At 69.0% G+C, this 15,546-nt stretch carries 15 protein-coding genes and 1 pseudogene; 8 read left to right on the top strand and 8 right to left on the bottom strand.

What is annotated here, in order from left to right:
* Positions 1–10: 10 nt before the first annotated feature.
* From ACSFA0_RS04865 to dapF, 6 genes are all read right to left on the bottom strand, one after another.
* Complete coding sequence (locus ACSFA0_RS04865; protein WP_435449097.1) at positions 11–1,063, bottom strand: CobW family GTP-binding protein; 1,053 nt, start codon at positions 1,061–1,063, stop codon at positions 11–13.
* Between the two features lie 73 nt (positions 1,064–1,136).
* Positions 1,137–2,339 (bottom strand): class I SAM-dependent rRNA methyltransferase, encoded by a 1,203-nt coding sequence (locus tag ACSFA0_RS04860; protein ID WP_435449096.1) that lies wholly within the window; start codon positions 2,337–2,339, stop codon positions 1,137–1,139.
* Positions 2,336–3,343, bottom strand: coding sequence for a tyrosine recombinase XerC (locus ACSFA0_RS04855; RefSeq protein WP_435449095.1), 1,008 nt, complete (start codon positions 3,341–3,343; stop codon positions 2,336–2,338). The genes ACSFA0_RS04860 and ACSFA0_RS04855 overlap by 4 nt, the downstream gene beginning before the upstream one ends.
* On the bottom strand, positions 3,321–3,959 hold the full coding sequence (locus ACSFA0_RS04850) for a YdcF family protein (protein WP_435449094.1): 639 nt from the start codon (positions 3,957–3,959) through the stop codon (positions 3,321–3,323). The genes ACSFA0_RS04855 and ACSFA0_RS04850 overlap by 23 nt, the downstream gene beginning before the upstream one ends.
* Positions 3,956–4,651, bottom strand: coding sequence for a DUF484 family protein (locus ACSFA0_RS04845; RefSeq protein WP_435449093.1), 696 nt, complete (start codon positions 4,649–4,651; stop codon positions 3,956–3,958). Before ACSFA0_RS04845 ends, ACSFA0_RS04850 begins: the two co-directional genes overlap by 4 nt.
* Positions 4,648–5,523, bottom strand: coding sequence for a diaminopimelate epimerase (dapF, locus tag ACSFA0_RS04840; protein ID WP_435449092.1), 876 nt, complete (start codon positions 5,521–5,523; stop codon positions 4,648–4,650). Before dapF ends, ACSFA0_RS04845 begins: the two co-directional genes overlap by 4 nt.
* Before the next feature lie 160 nt (positions 5,524–5,683).
* Between dapF and ACSFA0_RS04835 the strand changes: the two genes are divergently transcribed.
* Positions 5,684–5,986, top strand: coding sequence for a hypothetical protein (locus ACSFA0_RS04835; RefSeq protein ID WP_435449091.1), 303 nt, complete (start codon positions 5,684–5,686; stop codon positions 5,984–5,986).
* A gap of 5 nt (positions 5,987–5,991) precedes the next feature.
* Here ACSFA0_RS04835 and ACSFA0_RS04830 read toward each other — a convergent pair whose 3' ends face one another.
* Positions 5,992–6,900: a LysR substrate-binding domain-containing protein gene (locus ACSFA0_RS04830; protein WP_435449090.1), complete on the bottom strand. Its 909-nt coding sequence runs from the start codon at positions 6,898–6,900 to the stop codon at positions 5,992–5,994.
* Between the two features lie 121 nt (positions 6,901–7,021).
* Between ACSFA0_RS04830 and ACSFA0_RS04825 the strand changes: the two genes are divergently transcribed.
* Together ACSFA0_RS04825 and dkgB are read left to right on the top strand one after the other, a co-directional pair.
* The gene (locus ACSFA0_RS04825) at positions 7,022–8,224 is read left to right on the top strand and encodes an MFS transporter (RefSeq protein ID WP_435449089.1); all 1,203 of its coding nucleotides are present in this window, start codon (positions 7,022–7,024) and stop codon (positions 8,222–8,224) included.
* Positions 8,225–8,249: 25 nt separating this feature from the next.
* Complete coding sequence (gene dkgB / locus ACSFA0_RS04820; protein ID WP_435449088.1) at positions 8,250–9,062, top strand: 2,5-didehydrogluconate reductase DkgB; 813 nt, start codon at positions 8,250–8,252, stop codon at positions 9,060–9,062.
* Between the two features lie 12 nt (positions 9,063–9,074).
* Here dkgB and ACSFA0_RS04815 read toward each other — a convergent pair.
* A pseudogene (locus tag ACSFA0_RS04815) lies at positions 9,075–9,776 on the bottom strand (DUF899 family protein).
* 226 nt (positions 9,777–10,002) lie between these two features.
* On the opposite strand from ACSFA0_RS04815, the gene ACSFA0_RS04810 reads away from it, so the two are divergent.
* From ACSFA0_RS04810 to ACSFA0_RS04790, 5 genes are all read left to right on the top strand, one after another.
* Entirely contained in the window at positions 10,003–10,938 is a 936-nt protein-coding gene (locus ACSFA0_RS04810) for a LysR family transcriptional regulator (RefSeq protein ID WP_435449087.1), read from the top strand.
* A 118-nt stretch (positions 10,939–11,056) separates the two neighbouring features.
* Entirely contained in the window at positions 11,057–12,493 is a 1,437-nt protein-coding gene (gene tcuA, locus ACSFA0_RS04805) for an FAD-dependent tricarballylate dehydrogenase TcuA (RefSeq protein WP_435449086.1), read from the top strand.
* Positions 12,477–13,703 carry a tricarballylate utilization 4Fe-4S protein TcuB gene (gene tcuB, locus ACSFA0_RS04800; RefSeq protein WP_435449085.1) on the top strand — a complete coding sequence of 409 codons (1,227 nt, stop codon included), beginning with the start codon at positions 12,477–12,479 and terminating at the stop codon, positions 13,701–13,703. Before tcuA ends, tcuB begins: the two co-directional genes overlap by 17 nt.
* 29 nt (positions 13,704–13,732) lie before the next feature.
* Complete coding sequence (locus tag ACSFA0_RS04795; RefSeq protein WP_435449084.1) at positions 13,733–14,521, top strand: class II aldolase/adducin family protein; 789 nt, start codon at positions 13,733–13,735, stop codon at positions 14,519–14,521.
* A 42-nt stretch (positions 14,522–14,563) separates the two neighbouring features.
* The gene (locus ACSFA0_RS04790) at positions 14,564–15,541 is read left to right on the top strand and encodes a tripartite tricarboxylate transporter substrate binding protein (RefSeq protein ID WP_435449083.1); all 978 of its coding nucleotides are present in this window, start codon (positions 14,564–14,566) and stop codon (positions 15,539–15,541) included.
* Positions 15,542–15,546 lie beyond the last annotated feature (5 nt).

Genomic DNA, 15,546 nt, shown 5'->3' with positions numbered 1-15,546 from the left:
AACCAGGCGGTCACACCAGACACTGGTCCAGGCCCTGGACCAGAATATCGCGCGGCAGCTCGATGCCGATGAACACCATCCGGCTCTGGCGGGCCTCGTCGGCGCCCCATTCCGGGCCCAGGTCGCTGCCCATGAGCTGGTGCACGCCCTGGAAGATCACCTTGCGGTCGGTGCCCTGCATGTTCAGCACGCCCTTGTAGCGCAGCATCTTCGGGCCGTAGATGTTGACGACCGCGCCGAGAAAGTCCTCCAGCTTGGCGGGGTCGAAGGCACGGTCGGCCTTGTAGACGAAGCTCTTGACGTCGTCGTCCGTGTGGTGATGGTGGCCATGGCCTTCGTGCGCATGCGACGGGTGGTCGCAATGCTCGCCATGCGCGTGGTCATGGTCGTGATGATCGTGGTCATCGTCCTTCAGGAAGTCCGGGTCGATGTCGAGCTTGGCGTTCAGGTTGAAGCCGCGCAGGTCGAACACGCTCGCCAGCGGCACCTCGCCGAAATGCACCTTCTGTTGCGGCGCGCGCGGGTTCATGTGCTTCAGGCGATGGATCAGCGCCTCGGTTTCGGCGTCGGAGACCAGCTCGCTCTTGCTGATGAAGATCTGGTCGGCGAAGCCCACCTGGCGGCGCGCTTCCTGCCGATCGTTGAGCTGCTGCGGCGCGTGCTTGGCGTCGACCAGCGTCAGGATGGAGTCCAGCAGGTAGCTCTCGGCGATCTCGTCGTCCATGAAGAAGGTCTGCGCCACCGGGCCGGGGTCGGCCAGGCCGGTGGTCTCGATCACCACGCGGTCGAAATCAAGCAGGCCCTGGCGCTTCTTGGCGGCCAGCAGCTGCAGCGCTTCACGCAGGTCTTCGCGGATGGTGCAGCAGACGCAGCCGTTGCTCATCTGCACGATCTGCTCCTTCGACTCGGTCACCAGGATGTCGCTGTCGATGTTCTCTTCGCCGAATTCGTTCTCGATCACGGCGATCTTCTGGCCATGCGCCTCGGAGAGGATGCGCTTGAGCAGCGTGGTCTTGCCGGAGCCGAGAAAGCCGGTGAGGATGGTGGCGGGAATGAGGGCCATAGCGAACTCCGAGAACGGGAAAGGCGGAAAGTTTAGCGACGCGGCCAGGCAGGCGCCGCGGCAAGGTCAAAGCCTACTTGCGCACCACCACGAGCCCCTTCAAGTACTCGCCTTCGGGAAACTCGATGGTCATCGGGTGGTCGGGCGCGGCGCCCAGACGTTCGCTGATGTAACCGTCCACGCCCGCGTCGAGCCCGGCCGAGGCCACGATCTTGTGGAACAGGTCGGCGCTGATGCCACCCGAGCACGAGAAGGTCAACAGCACGCCACCCGGCTCGAGCAGCTTCAGCGCCAGCCGGTTGATGTCCTTGTAGGCGCGTGCGGCGCGCTCGGCATGGGCGACGGTGGGCGCGAATTTGGGCGGGTCGAGCACGATGGCATCGAAGCGGCGGCCTTCCTCGATGAAGCGGCGCAGCGAGGCGTTCACGTCGGCATCGAGAAACTGCGCGTTGGCGCGCTCGAAGCCGTTGAGCGCCAGGTTGGCGCGGGCGCGTTCCAAGGCCGGCAGCGACGAGTCGATGGAGGTCAGCTCGGACCCCTCGACCGCGCCCGCCGCTTTCAGCCCGGCCAGCGCCGCGACGGTGAAACCGCCCGTGTAGCAGAAGCAGTTGAGCACGCGGCGAAAGCGCCGGTGCTGCGCGATCTCGGCAAAGCGCTGCCGGCTGTCGCGCTGGTCGAGGTAGAAGCCGGTCTTGTGGCCGGTCGCGATGTCGAGCGACAGCCGCCAGTCGTGCTCGCGGATCACCTGCTCGGTGGCGCCCTCCCCGCGCAGCCAGCCGGTGACGGGCTGGAGCCCTTCGCGCTCGCGGCCGCTCGCGTCGGAGCGTTCGTAGAGTTTGCTCAGCCCGGTCGCGGCCAGCAGCGCATCGGCCAGCACGTCCTTCCAGCGCTCGACACCGGCGGAACCGAACTGCGCGACCAGCGTGTCGCCATAGCGGTCGACGATCAGGCCCGGCAGCCCGTCGGCTTCGCCATGCACCAGACGAATGCCATCGCTCTGCAGATCGAAGTAGCCGCGTGCAGCGACAGCGCGCGCGCACAGCGAGGTCAGGAACGCCGCGTCGATGCGCTGCGTCTCGACGAAGCTCCAGGCGCGCGCGCGGATCTGCGAACTCGGGCTGAACGCCGCCCACGCCAAGAACTTGCCGTCGTGCGACTCGACGCGCACCGTTTCGCCCGGGTCGGCGCCGCCGCGGGCAATGGCCGATTCGAAGATCCACGGGTGGCGGCGCAGCAGGGACTTTTCCTTGCCGGGCTTGAGGCGGAGTGTTTTCATTCGATGTCGTCTTTGGCCTTGGCCCGTGGATGCGCCGCATCGTAGGCCTTGGCGAGGTGCTGGAAATCCAGCCGGGTGTAGACCTGCGTGGTCGTGATGTTGGCGTGGCCGAGCAGTTCCTGCACCGCGCGCAGGTCGCTGCTCGACTGCAGCACATGGCTGGCGAAGGAATGGCGCAGCATGTGCGGATGCACCGCCGCCGGCAGCCCGGCCTTCAGGCTGCGCGCCTTGACCCGCTGCCACACCGACTGCGCCGAGAAGCGCGTGCCGTTGCGGCCGATAAAGAGCGCCGCGGCGCTCGCCGGGTCGCGCGCCCGGGCGGCCGGCAGCGCGACGCACTGGTCGCGCACCGCCAGCCAGGCACGCAGCGCTTCCGCCGCCTTGCCGCCGACCGGCACGCTGCGCCGCTTGCTGCCCTTGCCCAGCACCTGCGCCTCGCCGGCGTCGAGGTCGACCCAGCCGCGCGCGTCCTTGCTGGCGTGCACGTCGAGCCCGACCAGTTCGCTCACGCGCAGGCCGCAGCCGTAGAGCAGCTCGACGATGGCACGGTCGCGCGCCTCGGTCCACGGGTCGGCATCGGCGTCGTGCAGCTCGGCCAGTTGCACCGCGTCGTCGACCGCCAGCGCCTTGGGCAGCGGACGTGCCGCCTTGGGCGCACGCACGTCCTGCACCGGGTTGAAGGGCACCAGCTGCTGCTGGCCCAGCCAGCGGTAGAAGCTGCGCCAGCACGACAGCACCAGCGCGATGCCGCGCGGCTCGCGCCCGACGCTGTGCATCTGCGCCATCCAGCGGCGCACGTGGGCGGCGGTGACGCGCTCGATCGGCAGGCCAGCCTCGGCCATCTTCGCGGCCAGCGTCCGCAGATGCTCGGCATAGATGTCGAGGGTGCGCCCGGCCAGCCGGCGCTCGACGCGCGCATGCTCGAGGTAACGCTCGATCAGCGCTTCTGCAGCGCTGGCGCTCGCGTTCGCTCCGGTGTCCTCAGAAGTAGCCATGGAAGGCATTGTTCACGATGGCCAGCGGTTCGCGCAGCGCGCCGCGAAAGCGCATGCCCCAGCGCTGCCAGCACGCCGTGGGCGCGGCGGCGTATTGCACGTCGAAGTCGCTGGCAAAGCCGCTGGCACGCGCCAGCCGTTCGACCCGCCACAGGTGGTAGGGCTCCGACACGACGATCACCCGCCGCACGCCCGCCTCGCGCAGCACGGCGGCGGACATCGCCAGGTTCTCGCGCGTCGAGTTCGACAGGCTTTCGCGCAGCACCGGCCCGGTGTAGCCGATGGCGCGCGCGTGCACTTCCATCACCTGCGATTCGATGCGGCCGTCTTCATGGTCGATGCCACCCGACATCACGAGCCGCGGCACCCACCCGGCCTGCGCCAGCGCCACGGCGGCGTCGACGCGCCCGGTCAGGCAGGGGTTGGGGGCGCCGTTGCGGTAGGCGCGGTTGCCGAGCACCAGCACGGCGTCGGCCCGCGCGGGTGTGGCGGCGAGCAGCGCCTCGGCACGCTGCCAGATCGTGAGGGCGATGGCCCCGTAGAGCGCCATCCCCGCCACCGCGCCCAAGGCGAGCACGCGCAGCGCCACCCGCACGCGGCGCCCGGGCTGGCGCGCCGGTCTCAAGGCCGCAGGCGCGACAGCGCGGCCGACGCGAGATCGGCGATGCGCTCTAGGAAGTCGGTGCCCATCTCGGGATTGAAGCGCTGCGCATCAGGCGACGCCAGCACCAGCAGGCCGAAGGCCGGTGCCGTGGGCTCCGCACGCAGGGGGATCAGCGCGATCGACACTGCCGCCTTGGCATCGTCCAGCCACGCCGTGGCCTCCAGCCCGGCGTTCAGGCCGCAATAGGGCGTGGTCAGCGAAGTGGCGAAGGCCTTGACGTCGTCGCTGACCCACTGGGCGTAGGGCTCGTCGGCGTAGGCCTGGTCGCAGTCCCAGACCTTGATGGCGATCTGCGGCACCATGAAGAGCGACTGCAGCTCGTCGGCCATCTGCAGCGGCAGGCCGCGCGGGTCGCGCGTGGTGAGCAGGCCGCGCGTCCATCGCTGCAGCCGGTCGGCCGTGACCACGTTCTCGGTGCCGTGGCGCACCATGTCCATCACGCGGTGTTCCAGCGCCTTGATCTTCTCGCGCAGCATCTCGGCCTGGCGCTCCTGCAGGCTCACCGCGCGGTTGCCGTGCGGGCTGGTGAGTTGCACCTCTGCCAGAAGCTGCGCATGGCGCTCGAAGAAGTCCGGCGTGTTCGCCAGGTAGTCGGCGATGTCGTCTTCGGTGATCGGGTTCATGGCGGCGTTGTTGTTGGGGGGCATGGTCATAGTTCGTCGGGGACGTCGATCTCGCCTTCGAAGACGGTGATGGCAGGGCCGGTCATGCGCACGGGCTGGCCCACCCCGTGCCATTCGATGGTGAGGATGCCGCCGCGCGTCTCGACGTCGACGCGGTGGTCGAGATGGCCCAGGCGGATGCCCGCCACCACCGCGGCGCAGGCGCCGGTGCCGCAGGCCAGCGTCTCGCCGGCACCGCGCTCATATACGCGCAGCCGCACATGCGTGCGGTCGACGATCTGCAGGAAGCCGGCGTTGACCCGCTGGGGAAAGCGCGGGTGGTGCTCGATGAGCGGGCCCTGCTCGGCGACCGGCGCGGTCTCGATGTCGTCGACGATCTGCACCGCATGCGGGTTGCCCATCGACAGCACGGCGAAGGGCACGATCGCGCCCTCGGCATGGGTCGACAGCGTCAGGTGCCAGGTCTCCCAGCCGCCGTCGGGCTGCGGGTCGATGCCGGCGACGTCGAAGGGCACGCGCGCGGGCTCGAAGATCGGCGCGCCCATGTCGACGGTGATGCGGCCGTCATCGCTCATGCGCGGCTCGATGACGCCCGACAGCGTCTGCACGCGCACCGCGTCCTTGGTGGTCAGGCCGTGTTCGCGCACGAAGCGCAGGAAGCAGCGCGCGCCGTTGCCGCACTGCTCCACCTCGCCGCCGTCGGCGTTGTGGATCACGTACTGGAAGTCGACACCCTCGGCCGGCGAGGGGCGCACCGAGAGGATCTGGTCGGCGCCGACGCCGAAATGGCGGTCGGCCAGGAACTGGTATTGCGCGGCCGACAGGCCCAGCGGCGCGCCGGTCTCGTCGAGCACGACGAAGTCGTTGCCGGCACCTTGCATCTTGGTAAAGCGGATTCGCATCGCGGGATTATCGGCTGCACGCCACCGCCGGGCGGCACCGGGCGTGCGTCGGACAGCGCCGATGCCCTTTTCCTCCAAATGCCCGACTCGCGCGCCCGCTGGATGGGCCTACGCTGTGAAAGCCGTCCAACTCGGGGCGGCTTGCAATGAGGACAATGATTTGGTTGATTGGCTCCCTTCGATTCCGGCCTGGGCATGGGTTGCCATCGCTGCCGCCCTGCTGCTCATCGCCGTGCTGGTGGTGCGGATGCGCCGACCGCGCGAGTCGGAAGTCGTGGCGCTGGTGCGACGTCGGCACGAACTGATGTCGCAGTTGCAGGACCTCGCCGGACCCGAAGCCGCCGAGTTGACGCGCCACGAGTCGCGCCGGCTGCGCGCCGGCACCAGCTCCATCAAGGTGCTCGAGGCGGCGGTGGTGCGTGCCGAGCGCATGTCGGCGAGCGGCGAACTCGGCCCCCGCTAGCGATCTCACGGGACTGATCGGACCGATCCCTCAACGAGTCGCGCCGCGAGAAAGTCCAGGAAGCACGCAATGCGCGCCGACAGTTGCGTGTTGCGGTAATACACCGCATTGATCGGCTGGCGCACGTCCACCGTGTCCTTCGCCAGCACTTGCACCAGTTCGGCACGCGCACGGTCGCCTGCGGTCATGAAATCCGACAGGCAGACGATGCCCGCACCCTGCAACGCCAACTGCCGAAGCGTCTCGCCGCTCGACGCCGTGATGTCCGGCGTCGTCGGCCATTCGTCGCCGTGCACGCCGCGCAGCGGCCAGCGATTGAGCGCCTCCGGCTGCGTGAAGCCCAGCAGCGTGTGCCGGCCGAGCGACGCCACGCTCTTCGGCCGGCCATGTTCCGCCAGGTAGCCCGGACTTGCCAGCACCCGGATGCGGCTGGTGCCCAGGGGACGCGCGTGCAGCGTGGAATCGCGCAGCGCGCCGATGCGGATCGCAATGTCGGTGCGGCGTTCGAGCAGATCGATGTTGAGCTCGTCGGTGTCGAGCTCCAGCGTGATCTGCGGGTAGGCGCGGCGGAACTCGGGCACCAGCGGCACGACGGCGTGCAGCATGAAGGGCGTCGCCGCGTTCACCCGCAGCCGGCCGGCGGGCTTCTGGCGGCGCGCGGCCATCTGCTCCTCGGCCGCGTCGATGGCGTCCAGGATCGCGCGGGCATGGGCGAGGAAGGCGGCGCCTTCTTCCGTGAGCTCGATGCGGCGCGTCGTGCGGCGCAGCAGCGTGGTGTCGAGCTTCTTCTCGAGACGCCCCAGCGCGCGGCTCATGCCAGACACGGTCTGGCCCAGCCGGTCGGCGGCGGCCGTGATCGAGCCGGTGTCGACCACGGCGGTGAAGGCCTGCAGTTCGTCGAGGGTGGTTTTCATGGGGTACTCCGCGGTCCGATGCGACGGATTATTGATCTCCAGGCAATTATCTTTGGCCAGTCACCCTCTTTTTCTGCAAAGGCATCGGCTTCAGACTCCCGCCATTCCAAGGAGTTTTCCCATGCCCATTGCATTGCTCGCGCTGACCCTCAGCGCATTCGCCATCGGCACGACCGAGTTCGTGATCGTCGGCCTGTTGCCCACCGTGGCGGCCGACCTCGGCATCGGTCTGCCGTCGGCCGGCCTGCTGGTCAGCCTCTACGCGCTCGGCGTCGCGGTCGGCGCACCGGTGCTCACCGCCCTCACCGGCAAGGTCCCACGCAAGGCGCTGCTGCTCGGCCTGATGGCACTTTTCACCGCCGGCAACCTGCTGGCCTGGCAGGCGCCCAGCTACGAAACGCTGGTCGCGGCGCGCATCCTCACCGGCCTCGCGCACGGCGTGTTCTTCTCGATCGGCTCGACCATCGCCACCGGCCTGGTGCCCAAGGAGAGGGCCGCGAGCGCCATTGCGATCATGTTCACCGGGCTCACGGTGGCACTGGTCACCGGCGTGCCGCTGGGCACCTTCATCGGCCAGCACTTCGGCTGGCGCGAGACCTTCCTCGCCGTCTCGGGGCTGGGCGTGATCGCCTTCATCGGCAGCTGGATCTTCGTGCCCAACGACATCCGACACAGCGCGCCCGCCTCGCTGGTGCAGCAGGCCAAGGTGCTGGCGGAGCCGCGCCTGCTGCTGGTGTATGCCAAGACGGCCATCGGCTACGGCGGCTCGTTCATCCCCTTCACCTTCCTCGCGCCGATCCTCACCGACGTGTCGGGCTTCAGCGCCGGCGCGGTCGGCTGGGTGATGCTGGTGTACGGCGTGTCGGTGGCGGCGGGCAACATCTGGGGCGGCAAGCTGGCGGACCGGCTGGGCCCGATCCCCGCGCTGAAGATCATCTTCGCGCTGCTGGCCGCCGTGCTGCTGGTCTTGCAGTTCACCGCGCCGCACAAGTGGCTGGCGCTGGCCACCGTGCTGGCCTGGGGCGCGGTCGCCTTCGGCAACGTGCCGGGCCTGCAGGTCTACGTGGTGAAGCAGGCCGAGCGCTTCACGCCGCAGGCGGTGGACGTGGCCTCGGGCCTGAACATTGCGGCCTTCAACCTCGGCATCGCCGGCGCGGCCTGGGCCGGTGGCCTGATCGTCACGCACCTGGGGCTGATGCATACGCCGTGGATCGGCGCGCTGGTGGTGCTGGTTTCGCTGGGCATCACGCAATGGAGCGGAACGCTCGACCGACGCAGCGGCATTCCCGTACGCACCGACGGCCCGATGCCGGTCGGCCACTGATCTCTTTTCCAAGGACAACGACACCATGAACACGAACACCCTCCCCGCCTTCGGCCTCGGCACCTTCCGCCTGAAAGACCAGGTCGTCATCGACTCGGTCAAGACCGGCCTCGAACTGGGCTACCGCCTCGTCGACACCGCGCAGATCTACGGCAACGAAGCCCAGGTCGGCCAGGCCATCGCCGACAGCGGCGTGCCGCGCGACGACATCTTCATCACCACCAAGATCTGGACCGCGAACTACGCCAAGGACAAGCTGCTGCCCAGCCTGAAGGACAGCCTCGCGAAGCTGCGCACGACCCACGTCGACCTGACGCTGATCCACTGGCCCTCGCCCAAGAACGAAGTGCCCGTCGCCGAGTTCATGGGCGCATTGATGGATGCCAAGGCGCAAGGCCTGACGAAGCGCATCGGCATCTCGAACTTCACCATCGCGCTGATGAAAGAAGCCATCGCGGCGGTCGGCGCGGAGAACATCGCGACGAACCAGATCGAGCTGTCGCCCTTTCTGCAGAACCGCCAGGTCGTCGACTTCGCGAAAAGCCAGGGCATCCACATCACCTCGTACATGACGCTGGCCTACGGCAAGGCGCTGAAGGACCCGGTGATCGCGGCCATCGCGGCGGCGAACAACGCGACGCCGGCGCAGGTGGTGCTGGCCTGGGCCATGCAGCTGGGCTACGCGGTGATCCCCTCGTCGACCAAGCGCGAGAACCTGGAGAGCAACCTGCTGGCGCAGCGACTCACGCTGAGCGACGCCGACATGGCGCAGATCGCGGCACTCGACCGGAACGAACGCCTCACCAGCCCGGAAGGCCTGGCGCCGGTCTGGGACTGAGAGGCTGGGTCGTCAGTAGTTGAGCTTCGGGTACCAGTCGGTGCCGCGTCCGCCCGGCGTCAGGTCGAGAATGGACCAGAGCGACGCAATGTCCGGCGAATCGCGCGGGTCCTGGCCGGGGTCGGCCATCTCGCTGGTCATCTCGCTGGCCCAGAACAGCCGCACCGTGTCGCCGTCGCGGCGGAACACGGTGAGCGCCGGGTACTCGCTGCCGTCGGGCATGAGCACGCCCAGGTCCTTCGCCCAGTCGTCGCCGACCGTCTGCACGAAGTTCAGGTCGCGCCAACCGCGCTCCTGCGCGAAGGCGTATTGCCGTTCAACCGGCGAGCGCCCGAGGATCTTGAGCGCGACGCGCTGCTTGATGTCGGCGGCATTGCCGTTCACCGACCCGAGCCAGTTGGTGCACATCGGGCAGGGCCGCTCGCGCTGCGGTCCGTACATCCAGAAGTAGGTGACCAGCGTGTCCTTGTCGCCGAACAGATCGCGCAGCCCGACCTAGAAGGCCTGCTCGTCCTTGAAGCGATAGTTCTTCCCGATGACGGGGCCGGGCGGCAGCGCTTGACGTTGCGCGACCAGCCGGGTGGCATGTCGTCGGAACTCGATCTCTTCGGCGAGCAGCGCCTGGCGGGCGGCGTCGTAGGCGGCGGAGGCGCCGGGAAAAGGCGTCTTGGCGTGGACGGCCAATTCGGCCGCGGGTCGGAGTGCATCAGACATGGGCGTGCTCCTCGGCTCGTCATCGCGTCAAACATTTTCGGCCGTCGACGACTCTCAGGCGTAGGCCAAGCGAGGCGCACGGCGACAGTCCGATCCTGCGTCGCCTCACCTCTCCTGCAAGATAGACGCGACCTCTTTCGCCATGCCGGGCCGGCGAAACATCGCGGCCGAGTGGTCGACAGCGCCCGGGCACTGACCGGCACCACGGGCGCCGCACAATCGGACGATGGAACTGCGCCAACTCCGCTACTTCGTCCGCATCGTCGAACTCGGCAGCATGGGCCGCGCCGCGGTCGATCTCGGCGTGGTGCAGTCGGCGCTGAGCCAGCAGATCAGCCGACTCGAAGGCGAACTCGCCACGCGCCTGCTGCAGCGCACCGGCAAGGGTGTGGTGCCGACGGAAGCCGGCCTCGCCTTCTTCCGCGAAGCCCAGCTCACGTTGCGCCACGCGGCGCAGGCGGCGCTCGTCGCGCAGCACGCGCGGCTGACCGGCACGGTGAGCATCGGCCTCGCCCCGACCACCTCCGCCGTGCTCGCGCTGCCTCTCATGCGGGCGATGCGCGAGCGCTACCCCGATGTGCGGCTGCACATGGTCGAAAGCCTTTCGGGCCACCTCACCGGCATGCTCAATTCGCGCCAGCTCGACCTGGCGGTGCTGTTCCACACCCAGGGCGCCAAGCGCTGGAGCGTGACGCCGCTGCTGGAGGAGAAGCTGCTCCTCATGCGCGCGCGGCGCCACCTGTCGCCCCGCGAGAGGGCCGGCACGCGGCCGGTGACGATGCAGAAGCTGGCCACCGTCCCGTTGATCCTTCCCACCGGCACGCACGGCCTGCGCAGCGTGATCGACGCGGCCTTCGTGCGGGCCCAGCTCGTGCCGACCCTGGTCGGCGAGATCGATTCGCTGCCCATGCTGATGGACGCCGTCGACGCCGGCTTCGGCGCGACCGTGCAGCCCGGCGCGGCGGTCGGCCGCTTTTCGGACGCGGCCGACCGCTTCCACCTCGAGCCGCTCGAGGACGGCGACGCGCGGCGGCGCAATGCGCTGTGCAGCCTGTCGGACGACGAGCTTTCGCCGGCCGCGCTCGCCAGCCGGATCGTGCTCGCCGAAACGGCACAAACGCTGGTCCGCGCCGGCCTCTGGCCGGGCGCCTCGCTCGCCTAGGACCTGTTCACAGGCCCTAAGCCATCACGATCCGTGATGGGTGCATGCGCGATGCCGGGTAGGCATGCGCGGGGTGCCGGCCTAGATTCCAGGCTGGTCCACGACAGAAGAAATCACGGTGAGAGACAAACCCGATGTGCTGGTGATCGGCGGCGGCAATGCCGCGCTGTGCGCCGCCCTGATGGCCCGCGAGGCCGGCGCCTCGGTGCTGTTGCTCGAAGCCGCACCGAAAGCCTGGCGCGGCGGCAATTCGCAGCACACGCGCAACCTGCGCTGCATGCACGACGCGCCGCAGGACGTGCTGATCGACGCCTACCCCGAGGAAGAGTACTGGCAGGACCTGCTGAAGGTGACCGGTGGACTCACCGACGAGCACCTGGCGCGTCTGACGATCCGTGCCTCGTCGAACTGTCGCGACTGGATGCGCCGCCACGGCGTGCACTTCCAGCCGCCGCTCTCGGGCGCGCTGCACGTGGCACGCACCAACGCCTTCTTCATGGGCGGCGGCAAGGCGCTGGTCAATGCCTACTTCCGCAGCGCCGAAAAGCTCGGCGTGCAGATCCGCTACGACACGCCCGTCGTCTCCGTCGAGCTGGACGGCGAGCGCTTCCTCGCCGCACGCACAGAGGCCGGCGAACGCATCGAGGCCCGAAGCTGCGTGATGGCCGCGGGCGGCTTCGAATCGAACCGCGAATGGCTGCGCGAAGCCTGGGGCCAGAACGAGCGCGGCGAATGGCCGGCCGACAACTTCCTCATCCGCGGCACGCGCTTCAACCAGGGCGTGCTGCTGAAGTCGATGCTCGATGCCGGTGCCGACCGCATCGGCGACCCGTCGCAAGGCCACATGGTGGCGATCGACGCACGCGCGCCGCTGTACGACGGCGGTATCTGCACCCGCATCGACTGCGTGTCGCTGGGCGTGGTGGTCAACCGCGAGGCGAAGCGCTTCTACGACGAGGGCGAGGACTTCTGGCCCAAGCGCTATGCGATCTGGGGCCGGCTGGTGGCGCAGCAGCCGGGGCAGATTGCCTGGTCCGTCATCGACCAAAAAGCGGTGGGCCGCTTCATGCCGCCGGTGTTCAGCGGCACGCAGGCGGCCACGCTGGGCGAGCTGGCACGCAAGATCGGCGTCGACGAGACGACCTTCGTGCGCACCGTGGAGGACTACAACGCGGCCTGCCGCGTCGGCCGCTTCGACCACACGGCCCTGGACGACTGCCACACCGAAGGCGTGACGCCGGCCAAGACGCACTGGGCGCGGCCGCTCGACACCGCGCCCTTCACCGCCTACCCGGTGCGCCCGGGCATCACCTTCACCTACCTCGGGCTCAAGGTCGACGAGACGGCGGCCGTGCGCTTTGGCGGCCGGCCGAGCCCCAACCTTTTCGTGGCCGGCGAGATGATGGCCGGCAACGTGCTGGGCAAGGGCTACACCGCCGGCGTCGGCATGAGCATCGGCACCGCCTTCGGCCGCATCGCCGGCACACGCGCGGCGCACGCTGCGCTGAACACCCCCCACGTTTCCCCGGAGGCCGCCCTTGCAGCAGCTCACTGACCTCGTCGCCCGCGCGCGTGCCGACGCACAGGGCATCGGCAGCGCCTCCGCGCGCGTGATCCCCATCCGCCCGGCCCTGCCGCTGAACGCCGCCGAAGGCGAAGTCGCGCGCATCCTGCAGATCTGCAATGCCTGCCGCTACTGCGAAGGCTTCTGCGCCGTCTTCCCGGCCATGACGCGCCGGCTCGAATTCGGCAAGGCCGACACCCACTACCTGGCCAACCTGTGCCACAACTGCGGTGCCTGCCTGCATGCCTGCCAGTACGCGCCGCCGCATGAATTCGCGGTGAACGTGCCGCGCGCCATGGCCGAGGTGCGCATGCAGACGTACCACGACTACGCCTGGCCGCCGGCGATGGGCGCGCTGTACCGCCGAGCCGGGCTGACGGTGGCGCTGGCCCTGGCCGGCGGGCTGGCGTTGTTCCTGGTGCTGGCGGTCGCGATGTCGGGCTCGCTGCTGCACGAGCCGCTGGCGGGCAATTTCTACGCGATCTTTCCGCACAACTTCCTGGCGGCGGTGTTCGGCGGGGTGTTCCTGTTCGTGATCTTCGCCTTGGGCATGGGCACGCGGCGCTTCTGGCGCGAGGTGTCGCCGGCCGTCGACAACCCGCGCCCTGAAGTCGACGGCGTACGCGCCGCCGCCAGCGCGGAAGCCGTGCACGACGTGCTGCGGCTGAAGTACCTCGGCGGCGGCCACGGCGAGGGCTGCAACAACGCGGACGACCGCTTCACGCTGTGGCGCCGGCGCTTCCACCACTTCACCTTCTACGGCTTCATGCTGTGCTTCGCCTCGACGAGCGTGGCGACGCTCTACCACTACTTCTTCGGCCTGCAAGCGCCCTACGCGCTGACCAGCCTGCCGGTGCTGCTGGGCACGGCCGGCGGCATCGGCCTGGTGATCGGACCTGTCGGATTGCTGTGGTTGAACCTGCGGCGCGACCCGGCGCATGGCGATGCCGCGCAGCGGCCGATGGACCGCGGCTTCATCGCCCTGCTGCTGCTCACCAGCCTCACCGGGCTGGCGCTGCTGGCCTGGCGCGACACGGGCTTCATGGCGCTGCTGCTGGCGGTGCACCTGGGCGTGGTGATGGCGCTGTTTCTCACGCTCCCTTACGGCAAGTTCGCGCACGGCATCTTCCGCTCGGCGGCGCTCTTGAAGTTCGCGATCGAAAAACGCCTGCCCAGCCGTCTGCAGCTGGGTGCCGACTGACCCGCATCGACTCGAAAAAGGACAACACGATGACCTCCCCTGGCGTACTCCATATCTCGTCCATGCAGGACCGCTGCTCCGCCGCCGAATGGCAGGCCCGCATCGACCTGGCGGCCTGCTACCGGCTGGTCGACATCTTCGGCATGTCGGACATGATGGCCAACCACATCTCGTCGCACGTGCCGGGCGAGCCGGGCGCCTTCCTCATCAACCCCTACGGAATGATGTACGAGGAGATCACGGCGTCGAGCCTGATCAAGGTGGACATCGCCGGCAACATCCTGGCCAAGCCCGACTTCGGCGAGCTCGACTACGGCATCAACAAGGCCGGCTACGTGATCCACAGCGCCGTGCACAACGCGCGCCCTGAAGTGGCCTGCGTGATCCACACGCACAGCTGGGCCTCGATGGCGGTGTCGTCGCTGGCCTGCGGGCTGCTGCCGCTCACGCAGACGGCCATGCGCTTCCTGAAGATCGGCTACCACGATTACCAGGGCGTGGTGCTCGACACCGAGGAGCAGGCCTCGCTGCTGGCCGACCTGGGCGACGCTGAAGCAGTGATCTTCCGCAACCACGGGGCGCTGGTGGTGGGGCGCAGCGTGGGTGAAGCCTTCAACTGGATGCACCGGCTCGAACTGGCCTGCCGCGCGCAGATCGGTGCGATGTCTTGCAACACGCCGCTGCAAGCCGTGCCGCCGCACGTGCTCGAAGAAACCTGGAACAACTACCAGCCCGGCACGCGCCGCCCCTACGGCCTCATGGAATGGCCCGCGCTGCTGCGCAAGCTCGACCGGACGGACCCGAGCTTTCGCACCTGACGCCGACACCGCTCCCCGACAAGAACAAAACGAGACAACCCGATGAACAGACGACATCTTTCCGCCGCCCTGGCGGCCGCCGCCGCGCTCGCCTTCGCCCTGCCGGCCACGTCCGCATTCGCCCAGAAGTTTCCGCAAAAGCCGGTCACGCTGGTGGTGCCCTTCGCGCCCGGCGGCAACCTCGACGTGGTGGCGCGCACGCTGGCGCCGGCACTGGGCCAGATCCTCGGCCAGTCGGTCATCGTCGACAACCGTGCGGGGGCTGGCGGCGCCATCGGCACGTCGTACGTCGCGCGTTCGCAGCCCGACGGCCACACGCTGCTGGTGAGCACGCCCAACGCGCTGGTCGTGCTGCCGCTGATGACCAAGACCACCTATGCGCTCGACAACTTCAGCCCGGTCGGGCTGGCCGCCACCACGCCACTGGTGATGGTGGTCAAGGGCCAGGGGCCGTACGCCGACATCGGCGCGCTGCTCGCAGCCGCGCGCGCCAAGCCGGGCCAGATCGCCGCCGGCCATGCCGGCCCGGGCACCACCAACCATGTGGCGATGCTGCAGCTCGAACAGGCGGGCAAGCTCACGCTCAACGCGGTGCCGTACAAGGGGTCGGCGCCGGCGCTGGTCGACCTGATGGGCGGGCAGATCGACCTGGTGGTCGACCAGCTCAGCGGCTCGGCAGCGCACATCCAGTCGGGTGCGCTGCGCGCCGTGGCGGTGATGTCGCGCCAACGCGATCCGGCATTGCCCGACGTGCCGACGCTGCGCGAGGCCGGGCTCGCGAACTTCGAGGCCGTCACGGCCACCGGCCTGCTCGCACCGGCCGGCACGCCGCAGGACATCGTCGACACGCTCAATGCCGCGCTGCGCAAGGCACTGGCCGACGACAACGTCAAGCAGCGCCTGGCGACCGTGGGCAGCCCGGCACAAGCGTCGACGCCGGCCGAGTGGCTGGCCATGCTCAAGAAGGAGGAAGCCGGCGCCAAGGTGCTGGCCAAGGCCGACAAGCTCAAGGCCGATTGAGGACG

This window comes from Variovorax restrictus (assembly GCF_051216715.1).
Taxonomy (GTDB): domain Bacteria; phylum Pseudomonadota; class Gammaproteobacteria; order Burkholderiales; family Burkholderiaceae_C; genus Variovorax.
The sequence above is the reverse complement of the archived record's forward strand: the minus strand, read 5'-3'. Positions and strand labels throughout refer to the sequence as shown.

Excerpts from the sequence above, each read along its gene's own strand:
- ACSFA0_RS04865 (WP_435449097.1), bottom strand. The coding sequence starts at position 1,063 with ATGGCCCTCATTCCCGCCACCATCCTCACCGGCTTTCTCGGCTCCGGC.
- ACSFA0_RS04860 (WP_435449096.1), bottom strand. The coding sequence starts at position 2,339 with ATGAAAACACTCCGCCTCAAGCCCGGCAAGGAAAAGTCCCTGCTGCGC.
- ACSFA0_RS04855 (WP_435449095.1), bottom strand. The coding sequence starts at position 3,343 with ATGCCTTCCATGGCTACTTCTGAGGACACCGGAGCGAACGCGAGCGCC.
- ACSFA0_RS04845 (WP_435449093.1), bottom strand. The coding sequence starts at position 4,651 with ATGACCATGCCCCCCAACAACAACGCCGCCATGAACCCGATCACCGAA.
- dapF (WP_435449092.1), bottom strand. The coding sequence starts at position 5,523 with ATGCGAATCCGCTTTACCAAGATGCAAGGTGCCGGCAACGACTTCGTC.
- ACSFA0_RS04830 (WP_435449090.1), bottom strand. The coding sequence starts at position 6,900 with ATGAAAACCACCCTCGACGAACTGCAGGCCTTCACCGCCGTGGTCGAC.
- ACSFA0_RS04825 (WP_435449089.1), top strand. The coding sequence starts at position 7,022 with ATGCCCATTGCATTGCTCGCGCTGACCCTCAGCGCATTCGCCATCGGC.
- dkgB (WP_435449088.1), top strand. The coding sequence starts at position 8,250 with ATGAACACGAACACCCTCCCCGCCTTCGGCCTCGGCACCTTCCGCCTG.
- ACSFA0_RS04810 (WP_435449087.1), top strand. The coding sequence starts at position 10,003 with ATGGAACTGCGCCAACTCCGCTACTTCGTCCGCATCGTCGAACTCGGC.
- ACSFA0_RS04795 (WP_435449084.1), top strand. The coding sequence starts at position 13,733 with ATGACCTCCCCTGGCGTACTCCATATCTCGTCCATGCAGGACCGCTGC.
- ACSFA0_RS04790 (WP_435449083.1), top strand. The coding sequence starts at position 14,564 with ATGAACAGACGACATCTTTCCGCCGCCCTGGCGGCCGCCGCCGCGCTC.